This is a genomic window from Brevibacterium ravenspurgense, from assembly GCF_001584615.1.
GTDB lineage: Bacteria > Actinomycetota > Actinomycetes > Actinomycetales > Brevibacteriaceae > Brevibacterium > Brevibacterium ravenspurgense.
In genome coordinates this window covers 721,415-743,611 of sequence record NZ_LQQC01000010.1, presented here as the reverse complement: position 1 = coordinate 743,611, position 22,197 = coordinate 721,415, and the positions used below count along the sequence as shown (strand labels likewise).

Genomic DNA, 22,197 nt, shown 5'->3' with positions numbered 1-22,197 from the left:
CAATAGAAGGGATCCGGATGAAGCGGCTCACAGCAGGTCTGGCAGTCACCGCACTCGCACTGACGGGATGCGGCCAAGCCGGGAACGAGCAGAGCGGTCCGGCAGCTGAGCAGACAACGGCCAGCAACTCCCAACAGGGCGCAGATGAAGCCGTGCACTCCACCGGAGACCTGCGCCGGGCCATGGAAGCCGCAGGAATGGAGCCGTCCGAAGTCAGTCCCGAAAACGCCGATCCCGGACAGCTTCTCGAAAGCGCATCCGTCGAACCAGAACAGTGCCGTGTGCTGCTCGATGCAACTCAGGGTGCAGATCTGGGCACAGACGCCGGACTGAGCGCAAAAACGGATTCGGCATCCTACTTCGCAGCCGCCAACGCGGAGGGCACCAAGCTCACATCCGTCGTTGAGAACGCGCGCAAAGCCGGGCAGGACTGCTCAACCATGAAGGTGACAATCGCCGACGAAACGGTTGAAACCAGTGTCACGGTTGAGGACGTCGAGGTCGACGGGGCTGACGACGCTGTATCGACGTCTGCTGACGTTGACTTCCACGGGCAGAAGCTCAGCATCACCACCATCACCGCGGCAAAGGACAATACGGTCGTCGCGGCAGTCATCAACCACAGCGGCAAGCCGGAAACCGCCGCGAAGACCATTAGCAGCATCGTCAGCAAGCTCGACTGATCACGCTTCCCGCAGCAGCTTCCAGCAGGCGGCCAGGCGGGCACGCCACCACTCTTGCGCTTCTGCCGGGGCACGGTGGTCTTCGGCCAGCTGAACGCTCACGTCCATCGGGTCGGTGTTGATGGTGCCGCCGTGAGGCCTGCGCGGGTGATCAACAACATCGGCGGCCAACAGGGACGCAGTGCCCAGACCGGCAGCCCACACCTCACCCTCGCCGCGCCGCGCAAGGGCGAGCGCCAGCTGAGCCCCCGCAGCCAAGCCGATCGATGACTCCAGTGCGCTCGACACGGTGGCCGGCAGACCGCAGGACTGAACAATCCTGACCGCGGCGGCAACCCCGCCCAACGGTTGGGCCTTAACGACAATGTGATCGGCCGCGCCCAGCTGGGCGACCCGCAGAGGGTCATCAGAGCGGCGAATGTTTTCATCCGCCGCAATCCTGATGCCGCACAGTTCGCTGTCGGCCTGCAGTCGTTCGCGCAGCCGAGCCATGTCCTCGACGTTCGCAACCGGCTGTTCGACGTACTCCAGCCGCTGCACAAAACCGTCCAGGGTAATAAGTTTCCGAAGGTGTGCCACGGCTTCGTCAATGCTGAGTTTGCCGTTGGCGTCCAGGCGGATCTTCGCGTTCGGGGATGCTGCCAGGACTGCCCGCACGCGCGCCACGTCAGCGTCTTTGCTGGCAGCACCGTGTTCGGCGATTTTGATTTTGAAAACGCCCACGCCGTCAAAGCGGTCAAGCACCCCAGGAACGTCTTCCGCACTGACCGCGGGGACGGTGCCGTTGACCGGCACCCGGGCCCCCGACAACCGTCCGGAATAAGCAGGTGCCGGCGGCACCTCGTGAGCTTTGGCAGGTGAGGCCGACGAGGTGGAGGTCCCCGGTTCCAGCAGACCCGCGGGCCCGTGCGGGTTGAGTGAGAACTCGATGGCCGCTGCCAGCCAGCGGTGAGCCTCTTGCGGCCCGTATTCGGGGAAGGGGCTGAACTCGGCCCAGCCTTTCGGTCCGCGCAGCAGGCACACCTGACGCGATGTGATGCCGCGAAACCGGGTGGTCATCGGCAGTTCGACCACGCGAACATCGGTGAAGAACTCGCGCGGGTCAGCTGGCAAATCAGAAGGCAGATCAGCGGGCAGATGGGCGGCAGACAGCGAATACGACATGACTTCAGAGTAGCGAGCGCGGGCTGCAGGCGGCGGTGTTCGGCCGTTATGCGCGGCGGAGTCAGGTGTGCCTAATAGAGTGGGGGCATGAGCGTTTCGGAAATCTTCAACCCCAGCCGCTGGCGTGAAGTCCAGGGCTTTGACTTCACCGACATCACGTACCACCGGGCCATTGACGAAAACGGTGCAGACATCGGCGCGGTGCGCATCGCCTTCGACAGGCCCGAAGTGCGCAACGCCTTCCGCCCCCACACGGTCGACGAGCTCTACCGCGCCCTCGACCACGCCCGCCAGACATCCGACGTCGGCGCGGTGCTGCTGACCGGCAACGGCCCCAGCCCCAAGGACGGCGGTTGGGCGTTCTGCTCCGGCGGTGACCAGCGCATTCGCGGTCGTTCCGGCTACCAGTACGCATCCGGTGAAACCGCCGAATCGGTCGACCCGGCACGTGCAGGCCGTCTGCACATTCTTGAAGTTCAGCGTCTCATTCGCACCATGCCGAAGATCGTCATCGCAGTTGTGCCCGGTTGGGCTGCCGGCGGCGGTCACTCGCTGCACGTGGTGTGCGACATGACGGTCGCCAGCCGCGAACACGCCAAGTTCAAGCAGACCGACGCTGATGTCGGCTCCTACGACGCGGGCTACGGTTCTGCGTACCTGGCGAAGATGGTCGGCCAGAAGAAGGCACGCGAAATCTTCTTCCTGGGCCGCACGTACTCGGCGCAGGATATGGCCGATATGGGTGCTGTCAACGAGGTCGTCGACCACGCTGATCTCGAAGAGGCCGCCCTGCAGATGGCTCGCGAAATCTTGGGCAAGTCCCCCAACGCTCAGCGCATGCTGAAGTTCGCGTTCAACCTGGTGGACGATGGACTTATGGGCCAGCAGGTGTTTGCCGGCGAGGCCACCCGCCTGGGCTACATGACGGACGAAGCCGTTGAGGGCCGGGACAGCTTCCTTCAGAAGCGCGACCCCGACTGGACGCCGTTCCCCTGGTACTACTGACGACAGTTCGTGCCCACCGCATTCCCCTCCCCCACACCGGCTGAGGCCAGCCGCGTCTTCGCTGACGCGCTGGCAGGCCGGCACATTGCCGTGCTGCCAGGCGGTGGTGTCAAGCACCTGACCGCCTACCCGCTTTCCAGCTGGCGAGGCGCCGGGAGCGCTGACAGCGCCGACTCACCTGGGAACGGGGGGACTGAGGGTGCTGCGAGCGCACCGCCGGCGCTGGTTGTATTCACTTCCGGTTCGACCGGCCGCCCGAAGGGCGTGGCGCTGTCAGCTGAGGCGCTGCGGGCGTCAGCAGCGGCGACCGAGGACGCCCTGTCCGGGCCTGGCCGCTGGTTTCTGTGCTTGGCACCGGACCACATTGCCGGAGCCCAGGTGATTCTTCGTTCGCTGCGCTCTGGCACCGTACCGTTTGACGGCCGGGGTCATTTCACCGCCGAACGCTTTGCCGACCAAGCCGAGGAATTCTTCGGTGCCGGTCAGTCAGAACCCGCCTACGCCTCGTTGGTTCCAACCCAGCTGACCCGTATCCTGCGGGACCCGCGGGCAGCCTCGCAAGCGGCAAGGTTCGATGCGCTGCTCGTGGGCGGGGCATCACTGCACCCCCACACGGCTCAGGCCGCACGGCAGGCTGGTCTGAGGATTGTCCGCACCTACGGCATGTCTGAGACCGGCGGCGGGTGCGTCTATGACGGCCGCGCGTTCCCGCAGGTTGACGTGCGCATTGAGAATGACGGACGGGTCGCCCTGAGCGGGCCCGTCGTCGCCGACGGCTACGTCGAGGTGGAACCCGACTCGATTACGCCCAAACCAGACCCCAGTTTCACTGCTGACACCAGCGGAAGGCGCACGTTCCTCACCTCAGACATGGGGCACCTCGACAGTGCGGGAGTGCTGTCGATTACCGGGCGGGTCGACGATGTCTTCCAGTCCGGCGGCACTAACGTGTCTCCCCTGGCTGTCGAGGCGGTGCTGCTTTCTGAACTGGCCGATGACGGGATTGACGAGGTTCTTCTGGCACCCGTTGAGGACCGCGAATGGGGACAACTTGGAGCTCTCCTCGTGCGCGGTCCGGGCGCGGAGTACTATCGAAACTCGGCAGTAAGTCTGAAGACCAGATTCCGGCACCTTTTGGGCCCGGCTGAAATCCCCCGATGGGTGCTCCCCGTCGATGCGATTCCGGCCAAGGGCATCGGAAAACCCGACCGTGCGGCGGCACACGCGCTTGCGGCTCGGTTGCTACGCGGCGATGCGGAGCCCGGCGCGGCTCAGGACGGCTTGGCTGACGTCACGGCCGAGGCGACGGGACGGGCAGAGGTGAGGCCGACTGGCGCAAAAGAAGCTGACCTGGCAGGGTCAGCACCCGGAATGATTCAGGATTCAACGGACACGAGGACGGACGAACGTGGCGAATAAGGCGCAGCTGTGGATTTCCGGAGCACGGCTTCGGACGCTGCCTTTGGCTTTCGCACCCGTCGTCCTCGGCGCCGGTGCGGCACTCGGCCAGCTGGGTGGCCTGTCTCACCTGGTGATCGGCTCAGTGGACCCCACGGTCGACGACAACGTCAACGGGTGGATGCTTCTGTTCAAGGCGCTGCTGGCCCTCATTGTGGCTTTGGCTCTGCAGATCGGCTCGAACTACGCGAATGACTATTCCGACGGCATTCGCGGCACCGACGACGACCGCGTGGGCCCTATGCGACTTACCGCCAGCGGGCTCATCCCACCCGAACAGGTCAAACGGGCAGCCTTCATATGTTTTGGCATTGCCGGCTTTGCGGGGCTCCTGCTGACGATCCTGTCGGCCGCCTGGTGGATGCTCCTGGTGGGCGTGGCCGCGGTTCTTGCAGCCTGGTACTACACGGGCGGCAAACACCCCTACGGCTACATGGCCCTGGGCGAAGTCTTTGTTTTCATCTTCTTTGGGCTCGTGGCGACTCTCGGCACCACGTACACGATGGCCGGCGGTGTCAGTGCTGCCGCCTGGGCCGGAGCCGTTGCCGTGGGCCTCTATGCGTGCGCTGTGCTCATGGTCAACAACCTGCGCGATATCCCCACCGACATCGAGGCAGGCAAACGCACACTCGCTGTGCTTCTGGGTGACCGTCGTTCGCGCATCGCCTATCTGGCACTGGTCTTCCTGCCGTACCCGCTGCTGATAGTGCCGATCCTCACCGGCTATTCGGGAGCGCTTCTGGCAATCGTCTCAATCGTCCTCGTGGTGAAACCCGTGCGCGCACTCGTCCACCAGAAGACCGGTCAGGCGCTGGTCCCGGCGATTAAGCACACCAGTGTGGCCGCACTCGTCTACGCGGTGCAGCTGAGCTTGGGGCTGGCGCTCTGAGCGAGCATGCTGCCTGCGGGTGGGTTCAGCGGTGCTGTTCGTCGATTTCGTCTTCGATCGCTTCGTCGCTGCCGGCCTTAGGACCGCGGTTCCTGCGCTGAGCAGTCCACTCCGTCATCGACTGGATGGCTTTCTGCTTCATCCCGTTGAGCAGCAGGTAGCTGAGCAGGGTTGCGACAATGACGGCAACGATTGTCGACAGAAGGCTGGGGCCGCTGAAGTACCAGATGACAGCGACAGAAACGGCCAGCAGGCCGATCCGGGCGGCGTTGTACAGAAGGAAATCACGCATGGTGCCTTCATTCTAGTCGGGTGGGTGCCACTACCATGGGGTGCATGGCCCGCCTGCTGATCGCAATCATCGTCATTTACACGGCTCTTGCCCTGTACAGCCTTTTCGACTGTATTTCCTTTGACTCTTCCCGGGTCAAGATGATGCCGAAGGCGGCTTGGGCTGCGATCATCCTGTTCCTGCCGATTGTGGGAATTGTGCTGTGGTTCCTGTTCGGACGCGGGGGACTTGCGCAGAAAGCCGATGCTGACAAGGCTGTGCCCGCCGCCCCTGACAACGACCCGGAGTACCTCAAGAAGATCTCCGACGACCTTGAACTGCGCCGCCTGCGCGAACTGCAGCGCCAGCAGGAAGAACAGCGCAGGGCCGAAAAACTCCGCGGCGACGGACCCGAACCGCGCACATACTCGAAGGGTGATGGCAACGGTTCGGAAGACGACCGCCCTGAGCCCGAGGAAGACTCTCCCCGCAACGACAGCTGACCGGCATTTCGCCAACCCTGCCTGCACCTCGCGAACTTTCCCAAATCACGAGGTGCCACTCCCCTGGCACCCGACCGGCACCTCGGCCCCATTTCAGCACCCACACACCGCTTAGCCGGGATCTGCGCTTTAGCAACAACTGCTAAAGCGCAGATCCGTTGCTAAACGGTGTGCGTATGCGGCTAACCGGTGGGCGCCGGAATGCAACAGTTTCCCGCGCCCATATACAGAACGGGTGCATCCGCATGAGCGAATGCACCCGTCGCAGAGTTCAGGGCTGCAAGGGCTGAGCCAGCCTGCTGATCACAGACCCGAGTATGAGTGCAGGCCGTTGAAGTACACGTTCACGACCGTGAAGTTGAAGATGATCGTGATGAAGCCGATCAGGTTGAGCCAGGCGATCGTCGTCAGGCGCAGGCCACGGGTTGCACGCGAGTGCAGGTATGCGGCGTAGACAACCCAGATGACAAACGTCCAGATCTCTTTGGCATCCCAACCCCAGTAGCGGCCCCAGGCGACTTCAGCCCAGATGGCTCCGGCAATCAGGGTGAAGGTCCACGTGATGAAGCCGACCGCGGCCAGACGGTAGGACACAGCTTCGATCGATGCGGCCCGCGGCATGCGCTCAAGGAACGACAGCCAACCGGCATCGCGGCCCGCGGCAACTCGCTTTTCACGCGCACCCTGCAGCAGCTGCACCGTCGCCAGCGCCGCGGAAACCGTCAGCAGGCCGGTCGACAGAATGGCGATCGGAACGTGAATCAGAATCCAGTACGACTGCAGTGCCGGAACCAGCGGAGCCGCAGGGGTGTAGAAGACCGTCGTCGCAAGGCCGATTGACACCAGAAGGAACCCGGTGACGAATGTGCCCAGGTAGCGAACGTCCTTGTAGCGCAGCGTCACAACATAGACAACACCGGCAACAGCGCTGGCAATCAGCGCGTACTCCATCATGTTGCCCCACGGTGCGCGCATGACCGAAATGCCGCGCGTGACAATCGAAGCAATGTGCAGAAGCAGCGCCAGAACTGTCAGGGACGTGCCGACATTGGCAAACACGCGACGCTTGGCATCGGCGGCGGAACCATCGCCGTGACCACTGCCGTCTCCCGCATCGTCAACGCGGTTGGAGTACACCCGGTCAGCAGGTCCGTCGAGGTTCTCCTGCACGAGCGTGCCAACAGCGCCGCCCTCGTCTGCAGATCCGACTTCGGCCGAAGTGCGCGTGCGAGCGGTGCGCTTCGCACCTTTCACCGACCCCTTCGCCGCACCAGCCGAAGAACCAGCGGATCCAGCAGCCTTCCCAGTGCGCTTCTTCTTGCCTCCGAAAAGGTCAAAAGCGTAGGCGATGAAGGCGAGCGCATAGACCGCACCAGCTGAATAGATCAGAAGCATTGACCAGCTGGCGAGCGTGACGTTGACTTCCACTTATCCCTCCGCGGATTGGTGATCAGCAGACGAAAGTCTGTCTTTCAATTCTACGCCACAGCGTTCTGCCGCCTGCTTGACGCGTGGGTCTTCGCTGCGGGCAAGAGCGCCGACTTCGACTTCTCCGTCGCGCACGCGCACCCACATGCGGCGGCGCGGAATGAACATTGCCAGCGCAAGGCCAATGAACATCACCGTGGTCACCACAAGCATGAGCCCCTGCACGGGGTCGTGGCGCACATCGAGGCTGACGAACTTCGCGATCCGCTCAAACTCGATTGTGCCCAGCCCGTCGGGCAGCTCCGCCGTGTCTCCCGGCTGCATCTGGGTGATCCACTGCTGACCGTCGGGACCGTTGACGGCTTCCATGCCCGCGGTGTCGAGTTCGTAGACGTTCTGCGGAATGCCGGTATCCAGGCCGAGGTCGCCCTTGTAGAGGTTCATGACGAGTACGGGGTTGCGCAGCTCTGCGAACTGCGAGTACAGCTCGCCCTTGTCGTTGACGCCGGCTGTCGGCAGCAGGATGCCGGAAAAGCCCAGCTGGTCTTTGCCGGCCCCTGTGTCGGGAACTTTGATGACACCGCGGGATGTGTAGACGCCGTCTTCGGGCACGAACACCACGGGTCCGGAGTAGGTCACCTTGCCCTGTGCGTCGCGCACTGTCACGACCGGCGCGTAGCCGTTGCCGGTCAGGTACACGCGTGCACCGTCTACGCGGATGGGCTCGTTGACCTTGAGGTTGTGTTCGGTTGAAACTCCGTCTTTGGTTTCCGTGATGACGGCTTCGAATGCGCGCGGCTGGCCGAACTGGGCGCCTTCGCTGGTTGAGTCGAACTTCGCGTCGAAGCTCTCCAGGCGCAGCCGGAAGTTCGTCAGGCTGTCGGCATCGAAGTACCGGCCGGGCTCAAAAGAGTCATAGGACACGAGCGAGTTCGTGAACGTATCCCCTTCGACAAGCACACGCTGGCCGCCGTAGCCGAAGATCGCACCGATCGCCATGACGATCGTCGCGCCCAACATGGCGAGGTGGAAAAGCAGGTTCCCGGTTTCTCTCAGGTATCCGCGCTCTGCGGCGATGTGGTCGCCGCGGTTGACCGTGCGGTAGCCGTTCTTCTTCAGGTATTCCTGCGCTGTGTCGAGGATCGCGTCCGCCGGCGCGGTGCTGACGAAAGTCTGGTAGCCGGGCATCCGGGTGAGCCTGCGCGGGGCCTTCGGCGGCTGAGAGCGCATGGCTTTCCAGTGCTGTTTGGTTCGCGGCAGAACACAGCCCACCAGAGAGATCATCAGCAGGATGTAGACGGCGGAGAACCAGAACGACGAATAGACGTCGAACATCTGGAACTTGTCGAGGATTTCACCAGTCCGGCCGTTGTCGATGATGAAGTTCTGAACCTTCGCCGGGTCCTGGATCCGCTGCGGCAGGAGTGATCCGGGGATCGCCGCCAGGGCCAGGACAAGCAGCAGGATGAGTGCGAACTTCATGGTGGTCAGCTGGCGCCACGCCCACCGGAGCATGCCGACAAAACCGATGTCCGGCGCTTTCTGGGACGACTTTCGCGCCGCAGTGCTTGTCGCGGTCGCGTCTTGTGTCGTCGGTTTGTCAGTCATCACACCACCGTTTCGAATCCGCCGATGAGGTTCTGCATGTTGTTCATGATGATGGTCCACACCCCGGTGATCATGAGCAGGCCCAGCAGGATGAGCATGACACCGCCGAAGATCACGATGCTCCGCTGGTGCCTGCGGAGGAATTCCAGGCGCCCCATGCCCTTGTTCAACAGGTAGGCCACGATCAGGAAGGGCAGGCCAAGCCCCACACAATAGGTGAAGGTCAGAAGCATCCCGCGACCGGTGCCGCCGTCAGCACCGAAGCCCGTTGACAGGGCCAGCACCGCCGCCAGGGTGGGGCCGATGCAGGGCGCCCAGCTGAGTGCGAACGCCGCACCGAGCAGCGGCGCACCCCACAGTCCGGCCTTGGGTTTTTTGGCAATCGGCTTATTGGTCTGAAAAGCGCGAATACCGCCCAAGAAGACAACACCGGCCAGGATGACGACAACGCCCATAACGCGGGTGACTATGTCGATCCAGTCGTGGAGCAGACTGCCGAGCGCCCCAAAAGCTGCGCCCAGGGCAACGTAAACTGCTGCAAAGCCCAGCACGAACAGACCAACCCCGCCGAGTACTGCCGAGGTGCGTTTCTGTTCGACCGTTGTCCCGGTCATCCCGGTGACATAGCCGATATAACCGGGCACCAGCGGCAGCACGCAGGGCGACAGGAATGACACAACCCCGGCAATCGCCGCGACCGCCATGGCCAGCAGCAGCGGTCCGTTGAGAACCGTCTGCGCGAAAGCCGAACCAAGATCAGCGGCCTGCACGAGTCCAGAGGCATGCACCACCTCGGCTGCCTGCACCGTCCCGCCGGGGATCACCGTCAGTCTTCTTTCATCGCGTCGTCAATGAGGCCGCTGAGCGTGGATGCCTCAACGGCGCCGACGACGCGCGCGGCCGGCCGGCCCTCAGAATCGAGGACGACGGTCGACGGGGTTGCTCGAGGCGGCAGAACATCAGACAGCAGTCCGACCATTTCGCCGTCACTGTCGAGCATGACGGGATAGGACACATTGAAGTTTTCGACAAAAGCCTGCGCGGCAGCTTCTTGGTCACGTACGTTCGCGCCGATCAGCTGGGCCTTGCCCTCGTACTTTTCCGCAACTTCTTCGAGTTCGGGCGCTTCTTTGCGGCACGGAGGGCAGGCTGCGTACCACAGGTTGATCACCGTGATGGTGCCGTTTTTGCGAACGTCAGCAAGCGAGGTCTTCTGGCCGTCCAGCAGAGTGAATTCGAGATCGATCGGCTCAGTGCGCTCGTTCTTCGGGATCTGCGTGACAACCCCGCTGCCGGACACGTAGCCCTGCTGGGATCCTGCCTGTTCGGCCACTCCCCCGGTTTCTGTGTTGCTGCACGCTGCGAGTCCTGCTGCGAGAGCACAGGCAAAAACAGCGCCCACTGCGCGGCGGGTGTGCTTGCGAATTTCGGTGCGCATTGCTGATGACGATGCGGGCCTCATGCTCCTGCCACCGCTTTCTTGGGCTGCAGGTCGGCGTTGACGTCGGTGTAGTCAACTCCGACGAGCTTGGCGCCGTCAAAGCTCAGAGTGGTCACAGAACCCAGGTTGCATTCGCGGTTGCGTGGATCGTGCGCCAAAGGCCTGCCCTCGGCTGCCATGCGCGACATCCAGATGGGCAGCTGGTGGCTGACGATGACACCGTCGACCACATCGAGACCCTCCGCCTTTGCCACGGCCTCAACCCTGTTGCGCAGAGTGAAAATCGCAGCCTGCATGCGGCGCACCTGGCTGATGTACGGTTCTCCCCACGACGGGCGCAGCGGGTTCCACACCAGCGGCAGATTGGCCGGTGCGAAAACCGAGGAGCGGTTGACCTTCTGACCCTCAAAGCGGTTGCCCGCTTCGATCACGCGCTCATCGACAACGGGTTCGAGCCCGGTGGACTGTGCCAGCGGCGCAATCGTCTGGGCTGTGCGCAGCAGCGGCGAGCGCACCAGGCCGCGCACGTTGAAGCGGTCGTCAGCGAAGTAGTCGCTGATCCGCTCGCCCATCTGACGTCCGCGGGCTGTCAGCCCGAAGCCGGGCAGCCGCCCGTAGAGGATGCCGTCGGGATTGTCGACTTCGCCGTGGCGGACCAGGTGGATGCGCGAGGTGGTCATGCGGACTCCCCGTCTGTCACCTGGGCTGCTGCCTTGGCTGCGGCAGGCAGCGCGGAGACCACGCGGTCAAGGATCTGCGGGGTGTGAGCTGCTGAGAGGAACCACACTTCGAAAGCGCTCGGCGGCAGGTGGACTCCCTGTTCGAGCATCGAGGTGAAGAACGCCGAGTAGGCAGCGGTGTTCTGTGCCTGGGCATCGGCAAAGGTGCGCACTTCGCGGTCGGTGAAGAACACCGAGAACATGGAGTTCGCCGACTGGATGGTGTGGGGAACGCCCTCTGCGCTCAGTGCTTCCGTGATGGCCGGACGCAGAACATCGGCGGCGGCCTCGATCGTCGGGTAGACGTCGAGTTCGCGGGTCAGCTGCAGAGTGCGAAGGCCCGCGGCCGAGGCCACCGGGTTGCCGGAGAGCGTGCCCGCCTGGTAGACCCCGCCCTTGGGAGCCAGCGCGTCCATGACGTCCTGGCGACCTCCGAAGGCTGCGATCGGGAAGCCGCCGCCCATGACCTTGCCGAATGTGAACAGGTCAGCCGGGCCATCGGGGTAGCCCAGGGTTTCGCTTTCGTAGCCGTACCAGCCGGCTTCGGAAACGCGGAAGCCTGTCATGACCTCATCCGAGATCATGAGTGCGCCGTGTTCCTTGGTGAGCGAACGGATGAGGTTGGTGAAGCCATCACGCGGCGGGACGACACCCATGTTGCCCGGGGAGGCTTCCGTGATGACAGCGGCGATTTCGCTGCCGTGCTCTTCGAAGGCCCTGCGCAGACCGTCCTGGTCGTTGTAGTCGAGGATGATGGTGTCTTCCGCGGTGCCCTTCGTAACACCGGGGGTGTCCGGCAGACCAAAGGTGGCAAGGCCGGAACCGGCAGCGACGAGCAGCGAATCGACGTGCCCGTGGTAGCAGCCGGCGAACTTCACGATCTTGTCGCGGCCGGTGTAGCCGCGGGCCAGGCGGATAGCCGACATGGTGGCTTCCGTACCGGAGTTGACCAGCCGCACCTCGTCAACCGGAGCAACCCTGTTTGAGATCTCCTGGGCCAGTTCGACTTCCGGAACCGAGGGGGTGCCGAACGAAAAGCCGCGCGCAGCGGTTTCCTGAACCGTGCTGAGGACTTCCGGGTGTGCGTGGCCGACGATCATGGGCCCCCACGAGCCGATGAGGTCAACGTATTCGTTGCCGTCGACATCGGTCAGCAGTGCGCCTTCGCCCGCGTGCATGAACCGCGGGGTTCCGCCGACAGCGCCGAAAGCGCGCACCGGCGAGTTCACACCTCCGGGAATGGCTTTCAGAGCGCGTTCAAAGAGTTCCTGGGACTTCTGCGTGGGCTGGGTCATCACACTGCCTTTCTCAGATGTTCAGCTGCCCGGGTGAAGACGTCTGCCAATACCTGGGTCTCTTCGGGAGACATGAGGTCGATGAGGTGCTCGCGCACGCCTTCGACGTGAATGGGGGCGATCCTCTGCATCAGCTCCCACCCTTCGTCGGTCATGCTGCAGTTGACACCGCGGCCGTCACCGCGCGTGGAGGTGCGCTTGAGGATGCCGCGCTTCTCCAGCCGAGCGACGGTGTGCGACAGGCGGGACCGGGAAACGCCGACTTCTTCGGCGATTTCTGCCATGCGTCTGGTGTGGCCGGGTGATTCCGACACGATGACGAGGACTTCATAATCAGCCAGCGCAATGCCGGCGAGTTCGCGCAGTTCGCGGTCGAGGACAGTCTGCAGAAGCGATTGCCCCTGCAGCATCGCCCTCCAGAAACGCTGCTGCGTTTCATCCAGCCATCGTGTGGAAGTCATTGTTCATTAAGCCATTCAGCGGCTTGTGTCGCGTAGTAGGTCATAACTGCGTCAGCCCCTGCGCGTTTGAATGCGAGGAGCGATTCCAAGACCGCGGGTTTGCGGTCAATCGCACCGGCTGCCGAGGCGAACTCCAGCATGGCGTACTCACCGGAGATCTGGTAGCTCCACACCGGCACCGGCGAGGCTTCTGCGACATCTTTCAGGATGTCCAGATAGGGCAGACCAGGCTTGACCATGACGATGTCTGCACCCTCGGCCAGGTCGAGCTGGAGCTCGTGCAGTGCTTCGCGCGCATTCGCGGGATCCTGCTGGTAGGTGCGACGGTCACCGGAGAGCTGTGAATCAACAGCCTCGCGGAACGGACCGTAGAACGCCGAGGCGTACTTGGCTGTGTAGGCCATGATGACGGTGTTCGTGAAGCCGGCTTCGTCAAGAGCTTCGCGCACAGCGCCGACTTGGCCGTCCATCATGCCCGACAGCCCCAGAACATCTGAGCCGGCACGAGCCTGGGCAACAGCGATCGAGGCGTAGCGCTCCAGCGTGGCGTCGTTGTCGACATCGCCGTGTTCGTCGAGCACACCGCAGTGGCCGTGACTGGTGAATTCATCCAGGCAGAGGTCCGTCATGACGACGGTGCGATCACCGACGGCGTCCTTCACCCGGCGCACGGCAACGTTGAGAATGCCGTTCGGGTCATCAGCCTGAGATCCGCGCTCGTCGTATTCAAGCGGAATGCCGAACAGCATGATGCCCCCGACCCCCGCCTCGACCGCGCGTTCAGCGGCCTCAACCAGGGAGTCAAGAGTGTGCTGGCGCACGCCCGGCATCGAGGTCAGCTCAACGGGAGCCTCGAGCCCCTCCTTGACAAACAGCACCTCGATGAGGTCCTCGGGCTGCAGCTTCGTTTCCGATGTCAGCCGGCGCATAGCCGCCGACTGGCGCAGACGACGCGGACGAACCGCACCGATTGGGAGGGACCTGTCAGACATCAGCCTCTGCTCCTTCGTGAATTCCTGCGGTCCTGCGAGGGGCGGACCGGAACAATTCCTTCGGCCAGCGCGTCATCGCGGCGTTTGCGGGCGAAGTCAGACAGACCGGCGATGAGCACCGGGAGGCTGGCTTCGTCTGCCAGGACGTCGACGTGCAGGCCGTGATCCTGTGCCGTCTGAGCCGTGGCCGGCCCGATGGCTGCGATAACAGTAGACGGGTGGGGTTTTCCGGCGATGCCCACCAGGTTGCGGACCGTTGAGGACGACGTGAACAGCACGGCGTCGAAGTTGCCTCCCTTGATGGACTCGCGGATGGGCTTCGGCGGCGGGGCGGCGCGCACGGTGCGGTAGGCGGTGACGTCGTCAACCTTCCAGCCGCGTTCCGTCAGGCCCTCCACGAGCACGTCCGTGGCGATGTCGGCACGCGGCAGGAGGACCCTGTTGAAGCCCTCTTCGTCGTCAAACACCGGCCAGTCTTCGAGCATGCCGCGGGCAGACTGTTCGCCGCTGGGCAGAAGCTCCGGTTCGATGCCCCACTCGCGCAGGGCTTCAGCGGTCTTGTCGCCGACAGCGGCAACCTTCACGCCCGCGAGGCTGCGCACGTCCAGGCCAAGATCGGCAAGCCACATTTTGACCGCGCGGACCGCGTTGACCGAGGTCAGGCCCAGCCACTGGTAGTCGCCGTCGACAAGAGCGTGAATTGCCCGCTCCATCTGGCGAGGTGAACGGGGAGGCTGGATGGCGATGGTCGGCACCACCGTGCCCTCGGCACCGTACTCGGCGAGCGCCTCGACGGTTTCGGCTCCCTGTTCGCGTGTGCGGGGTACGAGAACCTGCCAGCCGAACAGCGGCTTGGACTCAAACCACGACAGTTCGCGGCGCTGCTCAACAACCGCGCCGAAGATCGTCTGCACAACCGTGTCGGCGTCAAACTCTTCGCGCAGTCGGTCCGGCAGCTGACCCAACGTGGTTTCGATTGAGTGCTGGTGGACGGTCGACACACCGGCGACGACCAGTGTGGGAGTGTCGGCCTCCCATTCGTCGCCGAGCATGCCCTCAACAGCCGTGATGGTGTCGGTGACAGTGCCGCTGATGACATGACCGGTGTTGGCAAACCGCGAAACATCGCTGCGGGTCATGTCAGTTGCAGACACGTAGCGCACCGAACGGACGTTTGCGTTCGTCAGGGGTGTTCCCGTGAACGCGGCGGCCGACGACGACGCCCCGACACCCGGGACGATCTCAAAGCCGACGTCACTGCCCGACAGCACCTGCGCCTCGGCGGTCGTCGACGTGAACAGCAGCCCGTCATCGGCTGCCAGTCGTACGACCATGCCGTGCTCCTGGGCGAGTTCGCCCAGTCGGCGACCGCGGGTGTGCGGCTGCACGCCCATTTCCGAAACGGGACGCAGCAGTGTGTCTTCCGGCACGTAGGTCTCGATGATGTCCCGATGGAGTTCGTCTTCGTGGACGACAACGGCCGCAGACGCCAGGAGCTCGGCACCGCGGATGGTCAGCAGGGAGGGATCGCCGGGGCCGGCGCCCAGGAAGAAAACCTTGGGCACGGCCCGCTGCGGGCGGTTCTGCACAGAATCACCGCTGGTCACGGTCACCTCCGGGAGTCATAACAAGATTCGTTTCTGGGGCGTTGGCACCGCTTGCCGTGCCGGGTACAGCACCGAGGGTGCTGAGAAGTTCGTCTGCTGTCCGATAGCCGAGTTCCCGGGCAATCCGGCGCGATTCCGACTGGATTCCGCGGGACAGTTCGACCATGTTGTCGGTGACTTCGTCCGGCAGGGTGGCGATTGTGGACAGCCGGCTGAGCTTGCCTTCGTCATCGGCCATGACCGCTGCGAGTGTCAGCGCGGTTCCGTCAATTGAGGCCAGGGCGCCGATGGGGGCCGAACAGCCGGCCTGCGAACGTTCGAGGATGGCGCGTTCGGCGTAGACGGCGAGGCTCGTAGCCGGGTCGTGAAGGCCTTCGAGGGCTTCGCGGATCTCCTGGTCGAAATCGCCGTGCGCGGCATCGGGTGCGCGGCATTCCACGGCGAGGGCTCCCTGGCCTGGGGCCGGAAGCATGACCGAGGAGTCGAGGAAATCGGTGACTTCGCCCAGGCGTCCCAGACGGCGCACACCGGCGGCTGCCAGGACGACACCGTCGAGCCGGCCTTCCGTCACGTGGTTGATGCGGGTTCCCACATTGCCGCGGACTCCAGTGACGGTGATGTCGGGGCGGGCGGCCCGCAGCTGGGAGGCGCGGCGGGGTGAACCGGTGCCGACGACCGAACCGGGCGGCAGTTCGACCAGGCTGAGACCGTTGCGGGCGATGAGCACGTCGGAGGGATCCACACGAGGTGGCACCGCCGCCATCTCGATTCCTGCGGCTGGGGCTGTGGGCAGGTCTTTCAGCGAATGGACCGCAATGTCGACCTTGCCGGTCAGCAGGGCGGTGCGCACCGAGGACACGAAGACGCCGGAACCGCCCAGGCGGGCCAGTGGCGTCATGTTGACGTCGCCTTCTGTGACGACTTCGACGATCTCGATGCGCCAGCCGGTGCGGGCGGCCAGCTGCTGAGCGATCGCGGTCGACTGGCTGCGCGCCAGCTGACTGCGGCGGGTGCCCAGGCGAATGGTGCGGCCCGTGAAGTGTTCGGGTTCGACCACGTCGAGGGTGTGATCGGCCACCGGCGTTGTGCCGTCGGCTTCGATGTGGCCGCTGCCGCCCTCTTCGGTCTGTGCGACAGAGCCGACCTTGCTGGCGCGGCGGTCCGTTTCGGGTTCGCGGGTGCGCGCACTCAGGTCGAACAGCATGTTGAGCGCGGCCGCGTAGTCAACACCGGAATCCGCCGAAGCGAGTTCTTTCACCTTGACGGTCGGCGTGTGGATGATCTTGTCGGCCGTGCGGTGCAGGGTTTTGCTGATTTCGGCGATTGCCGCGTCGCTGACAGATGCGCCGAGTTTGTTCTTCAGGCGCTCGAATTCAGCATCGACGATCATGATGGCCTGTTCGCGCAGCGCTGTGACGGTCGGTGAGACCCGGCGGGCTGCGCGGCGCGCGGCGTCGTCGACCATGGCCTGCTCGATGAGGGCGCGGGCTTCTGCGATCACGCTGAGCACAGATTCAGACTGCGCGTGTTCATTAGACGCAATGAGACGGCTGATGCCGTCGAGGTTGAGCACCCGGATGTGCGGAAGTTCGCCGACTTCCACCGCGATGTCATAGGGCAGCGCCAGGTCGATGAAGAACTTGTTGAGCTTCTGGTCGAGGTCCTGCTGCAGCGAGGCGATGACGGTGTCTTCGTCCAGCACAATGCCCCGGGCGCCGGTGACCGACACGATGACGTCGGCCTGGGCGATTTCGCGCACCAGGTTTTCCTGTGTCAGTTCGACGGCTTCACCGCCGACGGACTGAGCCAGACGCAGAGCCTTGTCGAGGGTGCGGTTGATGACCCGAATGCGCTTGAGCCCGTGATCTTTCAGCGTTTTGGCCGTCAGCCCGGACATCGCACCGGCACCGACGACGAGGGCGTTTGCACCGGCGAGGTCACCAACGTGGCCTTCGGCTTCTGCCAGCGCGGTGTCGAGCAGTGACAGCGAAACGGACGACAGCTTGGTTTCTGAGTGCACGCGCTTGCCGACTTCAAGAGCCGACTGGAGTGCTTCGCTCAGACCTCCGCCGACTGAACCGCCGCGTTCGCCTTCGTGCAGGGATGCGCGCAGCTGGCCGAGGATTTGGGTCTCCCCCAGGGCCATGGAGTCAAGACCTGCCGCCAGCAGGAACAGGTGCTCCTGGGCCTTGTCGTCGAAGTGGACGTAGGTGTGGGAGAAGAGTTCGGACCACGGAAGTCCGCTGACGTCGACCAGGGCCGTGCCCAGGTCGGCCAGTCCGCCGTGGAAGGACGTGACGTCGGCGATGATCTCGAGCCTGTTGCAGGTGGACAGCACAACGGCGCTGTTGACGAAATCGCGCTCTGCCGCCGATCGGCGCAGCAAGTCTGCGCGCTCAGCGTCCAAGGCGAGCGCGTCAAGCACGTCAAGAGGTGCTGAGTGATGGGATATCCCCAGAACCAGCAGTGTCAATGGTCTTGCTCCCTCATTGCGAACGACTCCCGTCGATCGCGGTTTTCACGCTCACCGGACTCCCGTGAGCACAACAGCGTCCAGGCGCTGTTTCATTCCCGATCAGCCGCGTTCGTGTGCTGCGCGCAGAGCCTGCGCGAACCGCTTGGGGTCCACGCGGTGGAAGCTGTGCTGGCGGCCGTTGATGAGAACAACCGGGACATCCCAGTCGTATTTGGCCTGCAGCTGTGCATCGGAATCAATGTCGATGACGCTCAGCCGCACATCGAAGGTTTCCGGCTGGTCTGCGAGCACATCTTCGACAACTTCGCGAGCCGTATCACACAGACCGCAGTTTTCACGCGTGAGGAACTCAACAACGACGCCCATATAAGCCTTCCCGCGCCGTTGGCCCCACTCAGATACGGGGTGCGGCACGTCCGCGGTGCAGAGAAATTCCGCACCGGTTCATTCAGCACGAAACCCCGCCGGATCGCTTCGACGGGGACGTGTGGAGTTGATTACTTCTTGTTGCGGCGCTGGTGGCGGGTCTTGCGAAGCAGCTTGCGGTGCTTCTTCTTGGACATACGCTTACGACGCTTCTTGATTACCGAACCCACGTTTAACCCTCGCGATTCCGACGATTTCCCCGCTTACAGCGGGCTGACTTAACCGCTCAATCCTAACGGGCAACCGGGTGGAAACCCAAACTTAAACAACCGGTCATATGAACTCAAGGCTCGCGGTCTGGTATAAGGGCCCACACTGCGGGCACACTGTGGGCGGCGAAATCAGTCGTAGTAGGCGTCCAGCCCATAGAACGGGAAGATGTTCTTTCGCGTGCTCATGACGGTTCGGTCAAGGTCGGATTCGGGATCGTAGCCGCGCTCCCACGTGGAGAAAGCGGCGTCGGAACCGTCGGTCATCCGCTTGGGGGCATCGCGGCCGGTGAGGCTGTAGACGTAGTCGCGCCAGCGGTCGGGCATTTCTGTTGCGGGCTTGAGTTCGATGCCGCCGGCGATTGCCACGAGGTTCGTCCATGCGCGCGGCACAACGTCGATGATGGCGTATCCGCCGCCGCCAACGGCCAGCCACTTGCCGTCCGCGTGCTCTTCTGCGAGATCGCGCACCCACTCTGCGGCCCGGCGCATAGCGTCAACCGACAGGCGCAGATGCGTGAGCGGGTCGAGGTTGTGCCCGTCACAGCCGTGCTGGGAGACGATTGCCTGCGGTTTGAATTCGCGGATCACCTGGGGCACAACACCATCGAGCGCGCGCAGCCAGTCGGCGTCTGAGGTGCGCGGCGGCAGGGCGATGTTGACGGCGCTGGCGGCGGCTTTCATTCCGCCGATTTCAGATGCGTAGCCGGTGCCGGGGAACAGGAAGCGGCCGTTTTCGTGCAGGCTGATGGTGAGCACGCGGGGGTCGTCCCAGAAGAAGTGCTCGGTTCCGTCGCCGTGGTGGGCGTCAAGGTCGAGGTAGACCACGCGCTCGTATCCGGCGTCCAAGAACTCTTGGATTGCCGCCGCGCAGTCGTTGTAGACGCAGAAGCCGGCGGCTTTGCCGGGCATCGCGTGGTGCATTCCGCCGCAGAAGTTGACTGCGCGGTTGTACCGACCGGACGTGATTGCCTTGGCCGCTTCGATGCTGGCCTGGAAGAGCCTGCCGGAGGCTTCGTGGATCTGATCGAAGCGGGGAACGTCTTCTGTTCCCACCCCGTAGGTCTGCTGGTCTTCTTCCGAAATCGAGGAGGAGGTCCCCGCTGCTTTGACGGCGTCGATGAACTCCTGCGTGTGCAGACGGGCGAGCGCTTCTTCGTCGACCTGCGGCACGGACTGAATGTGGATGTTGGATGCGTCGAACAGTCCGAAGTCCTGCGACAGCTTGGCCGTCAGGTCCAGCCGCAGCGGGTGCATTGGGTGGTGCGGACCGAAATTGTATTCGGTGAGGGATTCATCCCACATCACCAGAACTTCTTCTCTGCTCATACTCGTACTGTAGCCAAACGTGATCCGCTTCACGCACAGCGGCTCACTTCCCGACCTCCCCCAGTGTCCCTGGGCGCGTGTGCGCGCGTGAGACTATGCTGGCTCTCTGTGAAGAAGAACGGCGAAAAGAGGCGCGAGCTGCTCACTGCTGCGGCACTGCCGGCCCGTGCTGCGCGCGACTTTGTCGACAGGGTCGCAGAGCAGTCGCCCGCCCGTTTGGCGATGGTCGCGTTCATTGTCGTCATCGGCTTCTTCACCGCGCTCCTCTGCCTTCCAGCGGCCCATCAGGATCCGTCTCAGTTCTCCTTCGCCAACAGCCTGTTCGTTGCCACCTCGGCCGTGTGCGTGACGGGACTGACTCCGGTGACCCTGCACGAGTACTTTTCAGATTTCGGGCTCACGATCATCGCCGCCGGTGTGCAGGTCGGCGGCATGGGCATCCTGACTATTGCGTCGATGCTGGGCATGCTCGTGTCCAAGAAGCTCGGGGTACGGCAGCGGCTCATTGCGGCCCAGGCGACGAACACCTTCAAACTCGGCCAGATGGGCACCCTGCTGCGCACCGTCATCAGCACGGTCCTCATTGTGGAAACCGTCGTGTTCTTCGGCCTGCTCATCGGCTTTCTGCGCCGCGGCGCCCAGTTGGGAGACGCTGCGGCCAACGCGGCCTTCTACGCCATCTCCACCTACAACAACGCCGGCTTCTCGATTCACGATTCGGGCATGATCGCCTTCGCTGATGACCACTGGATCATCTCCGTGGTGATGTTTTCGGCGTTTGTCGGTTCGCTGGGCTTCCCGGTTGTGCTCATCATGGGCGTCCTGTGGAATCGCCCCCGCCAGTGGGACCTCCACACCAAGCTGACTCTGACGACTTCGCTCATTCTGCTGGCCGTGGGAAGTGTTCTCATTGCGATCTTCGAGTGGGGCAATGAGAAGACGATGGCCGGAAGCGGTTTCGTCAACTACGGCTTCCAGTCTGTCTTCATGTCGCTGACCGCCAGGTCTTTGGGCATGAACACCGTCGATGTCTCTTCCATGTCAGACGCCAGCCACTTGGCACTTGATGTGCTCATGTTCATCGGCGGCGGTTCGTCGTCAACTGCCGGCGGCATCAAAGTCACCACCCTGGCTGTGCTCGTGCTCGCAGCGTGGGCGGAAGCGCGCGGTGCCCGTGACGCTGTGGCCTTCAAGCGCCGTATCGACCCTTCGGCTGTTCGCCTGGCGATCTCTGTGACGATTGCCGGGTTCATCATCGTGATCGGCGGAACCATGGCGATGCTGGCCATGACGCACGAAGATCTCGATGATGCGCTCATGGACGTCATATCCGCTTTCGGCACGTGCGGGCTGTCGTCCGGGTTCACTGAAAGGGCCCCGGAGCCCGCGCTGTACATTCTGAGCCTCCTCATGTTCTTGGGCCGACTGGGTACGATCTCACTGGCAGCCGCTCTGTCCCAGCGCGACTCGCTGACCCATTTCCGCCACCCGGAAGAAAGGCCGATCATTGGCTAAGCGCAAACAGAAGACCGACAACTCCTCTGTGCTTGTCGTCGGCTTGGGCCGTTTCGGCGCTTCGACCGCTGAAAACCTGATGAAGCTCGGCCGGCAGGTGCTCGCCATTGAGCGCGACCCGAACAAGGTCGCGGAGTTCACGGGCAAGCTCACCCACATTGTCGAAGCCGACGCCACCAATCTCGAAGCGCTGCGCCAGCTGGGTGCCGAGGACTTTTCGACCGCTGTTGTCGGCATCGGCACGTCGATCGAGGCGTCTGTGCTCACGACCGCGAACCTCGTCGACATCGGTGTTGAGCAGGTGTGGGCGAAGGCGATTTCGAATTCGCACGGCAAGATTCTGCACCGCATCGGCGCTGAACACGTGCTCTACCCGGAATCTGAAGCCGGTGCGCGTGTGGCTCACCTTGTGTCGTCGCGCATGCTCGACTTCATCGAGTTCGACGACGGCCATTTTGCGGTCGTGAAAATGCGGCCGCCGAAAGAAGTGCAGGGCTTTACGCTCGGCGAATCGAAGATCCGCGACGACTACGGGGTCACGGTTGTGGGCATCAAGTCTCCCGGCCGCGATTTTACCTATGCGGAACCGAGTTCGCGCATCGGCGAACACGATGTTCTAATTGTCGCCGGGCACGTGGAGCTGCTGGGCCGCTTCGCCGGCCGCCCGTAACTGGGCTCCCGAGGCGCCAGCGCCGGATGCTCGCAAGCTCGGTTGAGC

The 22,197-nt window shown here is 63.5% G+C and carries 22 protein-coding genes; 7 read left to right on the top strand and 15 right to left on the bottom strand.

Going from position 1 to position 22,197, the window contains the following annotated elements; genetic code table 11:
- Nucleotides 1–17: 17 nt before the first annotated feature.
- Entirely contained in the window at nt 18–683 is a 666-nt protein-coding gene (locus Bravens_RS07935) for a hypothetical protein (protein WP_062022107.1), read from the top strand.
- Here Bravens_RS07935 and Bravens_RS07930 read toward each other — a convergent pair whose 3' ends face one another.
- Complete coding sequence (locus tag Bravens_RS07930; RefSeq protein WP_062022104.1) at nt 684–1,847, bottom strand: o-succinylbenzoate synthase; 1,164 nt, start codon at nt 1,845–1,847, stop codon at nt 684–686.
- An 87-nt stretch (nt 1,848–1,934) separates the two neighbouring features.
- Between Bravens_RS07930 and Bravens_RS07925 the strand changes: the two genes are divergently transcribed.
- From Bravens_RS07925 to Bravens_RS07915, 3 genes are read left to right on the top strand one after another with little or no spacing between them, the layout of a single operon-like run.
- On the top strand, nt 1,935–2,852 hold the full coding sequence (locus tag Bravens_RS07925) for a 1,4-dihydroxy-2-naphthoyl-CoA synthase (RefSeq protein WP_062022101.1): 918 nt from the start codon (nt 1,935–1,937) through the stop codon (nt 2,850–2,852).
- Between the two features lie 9 nt (nt 2,853–2,861).
- Nucleotides 2,862–4,271, top strand: a complete 1,410-nt coding sequence (locus Bravens_RS07920; protein ID WP_062022099.1) for an AMP-binding protein — start codon at nt 2,862–2,864, stop codon at nt 4,269–4,271.
- Complete coding sequence (locus Bravens_RS07915) at nt 4,261–5,199, top strand: 1,4-dihydroxy-2-naphthoate polyprenyltransferase (RefSeq protein WP_062022096.1); 939 nt, start codon at nt 4,261–4,263, stop codon at nt 5,197–5,199. Before Bravens_RS07920 ends, Bravens_RS07915 begins: the two co-directional genes overlap by 11 nt.
- Before the next feature lie 25 nt (nt 5,200–5,224).
- Here the strand turns inward: Bravens_RS07915 and Bravens_RS07910 are convergent, their stop codons facing one another.
- The gene (locus Bravens_RS07910) at nt 5,225–5,491 is read right to left on the bottom strand and encodes a DUF4229 domain-containing protein (RefSeq protein WP_062022094.1); all 267 of its coding nucleotides are present in this window, start codon (nt 5,489–5,491) and stop codon (nt 5,225–5,227) included.
- Between the two features lie 44 nt (nt 5,492–5,535).
- Between Bravens_RS07910 and Bravens_RS07905 the strand changes: the two genes are divergently transcribed.
- A complete protein-coding gene (locus Bravens_RS07905; RefSeq protein ID WP_167346398.1) occupies nt 5,536–5,973 on the top strand; it encodes a PLD nuclease N-terminal domain-containing protein in 438 nt (145 codons plus the stop codon).
- 303 nt (nt 5,974–6,276) lie between these two features.
- On the opposite strand, the gene ccsB is transcribed toward Bravens_RS07905, so the two are convergent.
- From ccsB to Bravens_RS07845, 13 genes are all read right to left on the bottom strand, one after another.
- Complete coding sequence (gene ccsB, locus Bravens_RS07900) at nt 6,277–7,401, bottom strand: c-type cytochrome biogenesis protein CcsB (protein WP_062022088.1); 1,125 nt, start codon at nt 7,399–7,401, stop codon at nt 6,277–6,279.
- The gene (resB, locus tag Bravens_RS07895; protein ID WP_062022085.1) at nt 7,402–9,009 is read right to left on the bottom strand and encodes a cytochrome c biogenesis protein ResB; all 1,608 of its coding nucleotides are present in this window, start codon (nt 9,007–9,009) and stop codon (nt 7,402–7,404) included.
- Entirely contained in the window at nt 9,009–9,833 is an 825-nt protein-coding gene (locus tag Bravens_RS07890; protein ID WP_082791084.1) for a cytochrome c biogenesis CcdA family protein, read from the bottom strand. Before Bravens_RS07890 ends, resB begins: the two co-directional genes overlap by 1 nt.
- A gap of 2 nt (nt 9,834–9,835) precedes the next feature.
- The gene (locus tag Bravens_RS07885; RefSeq protein ID WP_062022082.1) at nt 9,836–10,447 is read right to left on the bottom strand and encodes a TlpA family protein disulfide reductase; all 612 of its coding nucleotides are present in this window, start codon (nt 10,445–10,447) and stop codon (nt 9,836–9,838) included.
- A gap of 20 nt (nt 10,448–10,467) precedes the next feature.
- The gene (locus tag Bravens_RS07880) at nt 10,468–11,130 is read right to left on the bottom strand and encodes a histidine phosphatase family protein (RefSeq protein WP_062022079.1); all 663 of its coding nucleotides are present in this window, start codon (nt 11,128–11,130) and stop codon (nt 10,468–10,470) included.
- On the bottom strand, nt 11,127–12,464 hold the full coding sequence (gene hemL, locus Bravens_RS07875; RefSeq protein WP_061940688.1) for a glutamate-1-semialdehyde 2,1-aminomutase: 1,338 nt from the start codon (nt 12,462–12,464) through the stop codon (nt 11,127–11,129). Before hemL ends, Bravens_RS07880 begins: the two co-directional genes overlap by 4 nt.
- A complete protein-coding gene (locus Bravens_RS07870; protein WP_062022076.1) occupies nt 12,464–12,925 on the bottom strand; it encodes a MarR family winged helix-turn-helix transcriptional regulator in 462 nt (153 codons plus the stop codon). The genes hemL and Bravens_RS07870 overlap by 1 nt, the downstream gene beginning before the upstream one ends.
- Complete coding sequence (gene hemB / locus Bravens_RS07865; protein ID WP_062022073.1) at nt 12,922–13,917, bottom strand: porphobilinogen synthase; 996 nt, start codon at nt 13,915–13,917, stop codon at nt 12,922–12,924. Before hemB ends, Bravens_RS07870 begins: the two co-directional genes overlap by 4 nt.
- The gene (locus tag Bravens_RS07860) at nt 13,917–15,524 is read right to left on the bottom strand and encodes a bifunctional uroporphyrinogen-III C-methyltransferase/uroporphyrinogen-III synthase (RefSeq protein ID WP_244878137.1); all 1,608 of its coding nucleotides are present in this window, start codon (nt 15,522–15,524) and stop codon (nt 13,917–13,919) included. Before Bravens_RS07860 ends, hemB begins: the two co-directional genes overlap by 1 nt.
- Entirely contained in the window at nt 15,511–17,997 is a 2,487-nt protein-coding gene (gene hemA / locus Bravens_RS07855; RefSeq protein WP_062022067.1) for a glutamyl-tRNA reductase, read from the bottom strand. The genes Bravens_RS07860 and hemA overlap by 14 nt, the downstream gene beginning before the upstream one ends.
- Before the next feature lie 102 nt (nt 17,998–18,099).
- Nucleotides 18,100–18,366, bottom strand: coding sequence for a glutaredoxin family protein (locus Bravens_RS07850; protein WP_019174584.1), 267 nt, complete (start codon nt 18,364–18,366; stop codon nt 18,100–18,102).
- A gap of 131 nt (nt 18,367–18,497) precedes the next feature.
- A complete protein-coding gene (locus Bravens_RS10450) occupies nt 18,498–18,596 on the bottom strand; it encodes a 30S ribosomal protein bS22 (protein WP_005504750.1) in 99 nt (32 codons plus the stop codon).
- 171 nt (nt 18,597–18,767) lie between these two features.
- Nucleotides 18,768–19,964, bottom strand: a complete 1,197-nt coding sequence (locus Bravens_RS07845) for an acetoin utilization protein AcuC (protein ID WP_062022064.1) — start codon at nt 19,962–19,964, stop codon at nt 18,768–18,770.
- A gap of 108 nt (nt 19,965–20,072) precedes the next feature.
- Here Bravens_RS07845 and Bravens_RS07840 point away from each other — a divergent pair, with 108 nt between their 5' ends.
- Together Bravens_RS07840 and Bravens_RS07835 are read left to right on the top strand one after the other, a co-directional pair.
- Nucleotides 20,073–21,479, top strand: coding sequence for a TrkH family potassium uptake protein (locus Bravens_RS07840; RefSeq protein WP_062022061.1), 1,407 nt, complete (start codon nt 20,073–20,075; stop codon nt 21,477–21,479).
- Entirely contained in the window at nt 21,472–22,149 is a 678-nt protein-coding gene (locus Bravens_RS07835; protein ID WP_062022058.1) for a potassium channel family protein, read from the top strand. The genes Bravens_RS07840 and Bravens_RS07835 overlap by 8 nt, the downstream gene beginning before the upstream one ends.
- Nucleotides 22,150–22,197: the final 48 nt, after the last annotated feature.

Bases quoted from the DNA above. Each gene is read 5' to 3' on its own strand.
- Bravens_RS07935 (WP_062022107.1), top strand. From the start codon at position 18: ATGAAGCGGCTCACAGCAGGTCTGGCAGTCACCGCACTCGCACTGACG.
- Bravens_RS07930 (WP_062022104.1), bottom strand. From the start codon at position 1,847: ATGTCGTATTCGCTGTCTGCCGCCCATCTGCCCGCTGATCTGCCTTCT.
- Bravens_RS07925 (WP_062022101.1), top strand. From the start codon at position 1,935: ATGAGCGTTTCGGAAATCTTCAACCCCAGCCGCTGGCGTGAAGTCCAG.
- Bravens_RS07910 (WP_062022094.1), bottom strand. From the start codon at position 5,491: ATGCGTGATTTCCTTCTGTACAACGCCGCCCGGATCGGCCTGCTGGCC.
- Bravens_RS07905 (WP_167346398.1), top strand. From the start codon at position 5,536: ATGGCCCGCCTGCTGATCGCAATCATCGTCATTTACACGGCTCTTGCC.
- resB (WP_062022085.1), bottom strand. From the start codon at position 9,009: ATGACTGACAAACCGACGACACAAGACGCGACCGCGACAAGCACTGCG.
- Bravens_RS07885 (WP_062022082.1), bottom strand. From the start codon at position 10,447: ATGCGCACCGAAATTCGCAAGCACACCCGCCGCGCAGTGGGCGCTGTT.
- Bravens_RS07880 (WP_062022079.1), bottom strand. From the start codon at position 11,130: ATGACCACCTCGCGCATCCACCTGGTCCGCCACGGCGAAGTCGACAAT.
- hemL (WP_061940688.1), bottom strand. From the start codon at position 12,464: ATGACCCAGCCCACGCAGAAGTCCCAGGAACTCTTTGAACGCGCTCTG.
- Bravens_RS07870 (WP_062022076.1), bottom strand. From the start codon at position 12,925: ATGACTTCCACACGATGGCTGGATGAAACGCAGCAGCGTTTCTGGAGG.
- hemB (WP_062022073.1), bottom strand. From the start codon at position 13,917: ATGTCTGACAGGTCCCTCCCAATCGGTGCGGTTCGTCCGCGTCGTCTG.
- Bravens_RS07850 (WP_019174584.1), bottom strand. From the start codon at position 18,366: ATGGGCGTCGTTGTTGAGTTCCTCACGCGTGAAAACTGCGGTCTGTGT.
- Bravens_RS07845 (WP_062022064.1), bottom strand. From the start codon at position 19,964: ATGAGCAGAGAAGAAGTTCTGGTGATGTGGGATGAATCCCTCACCGAA.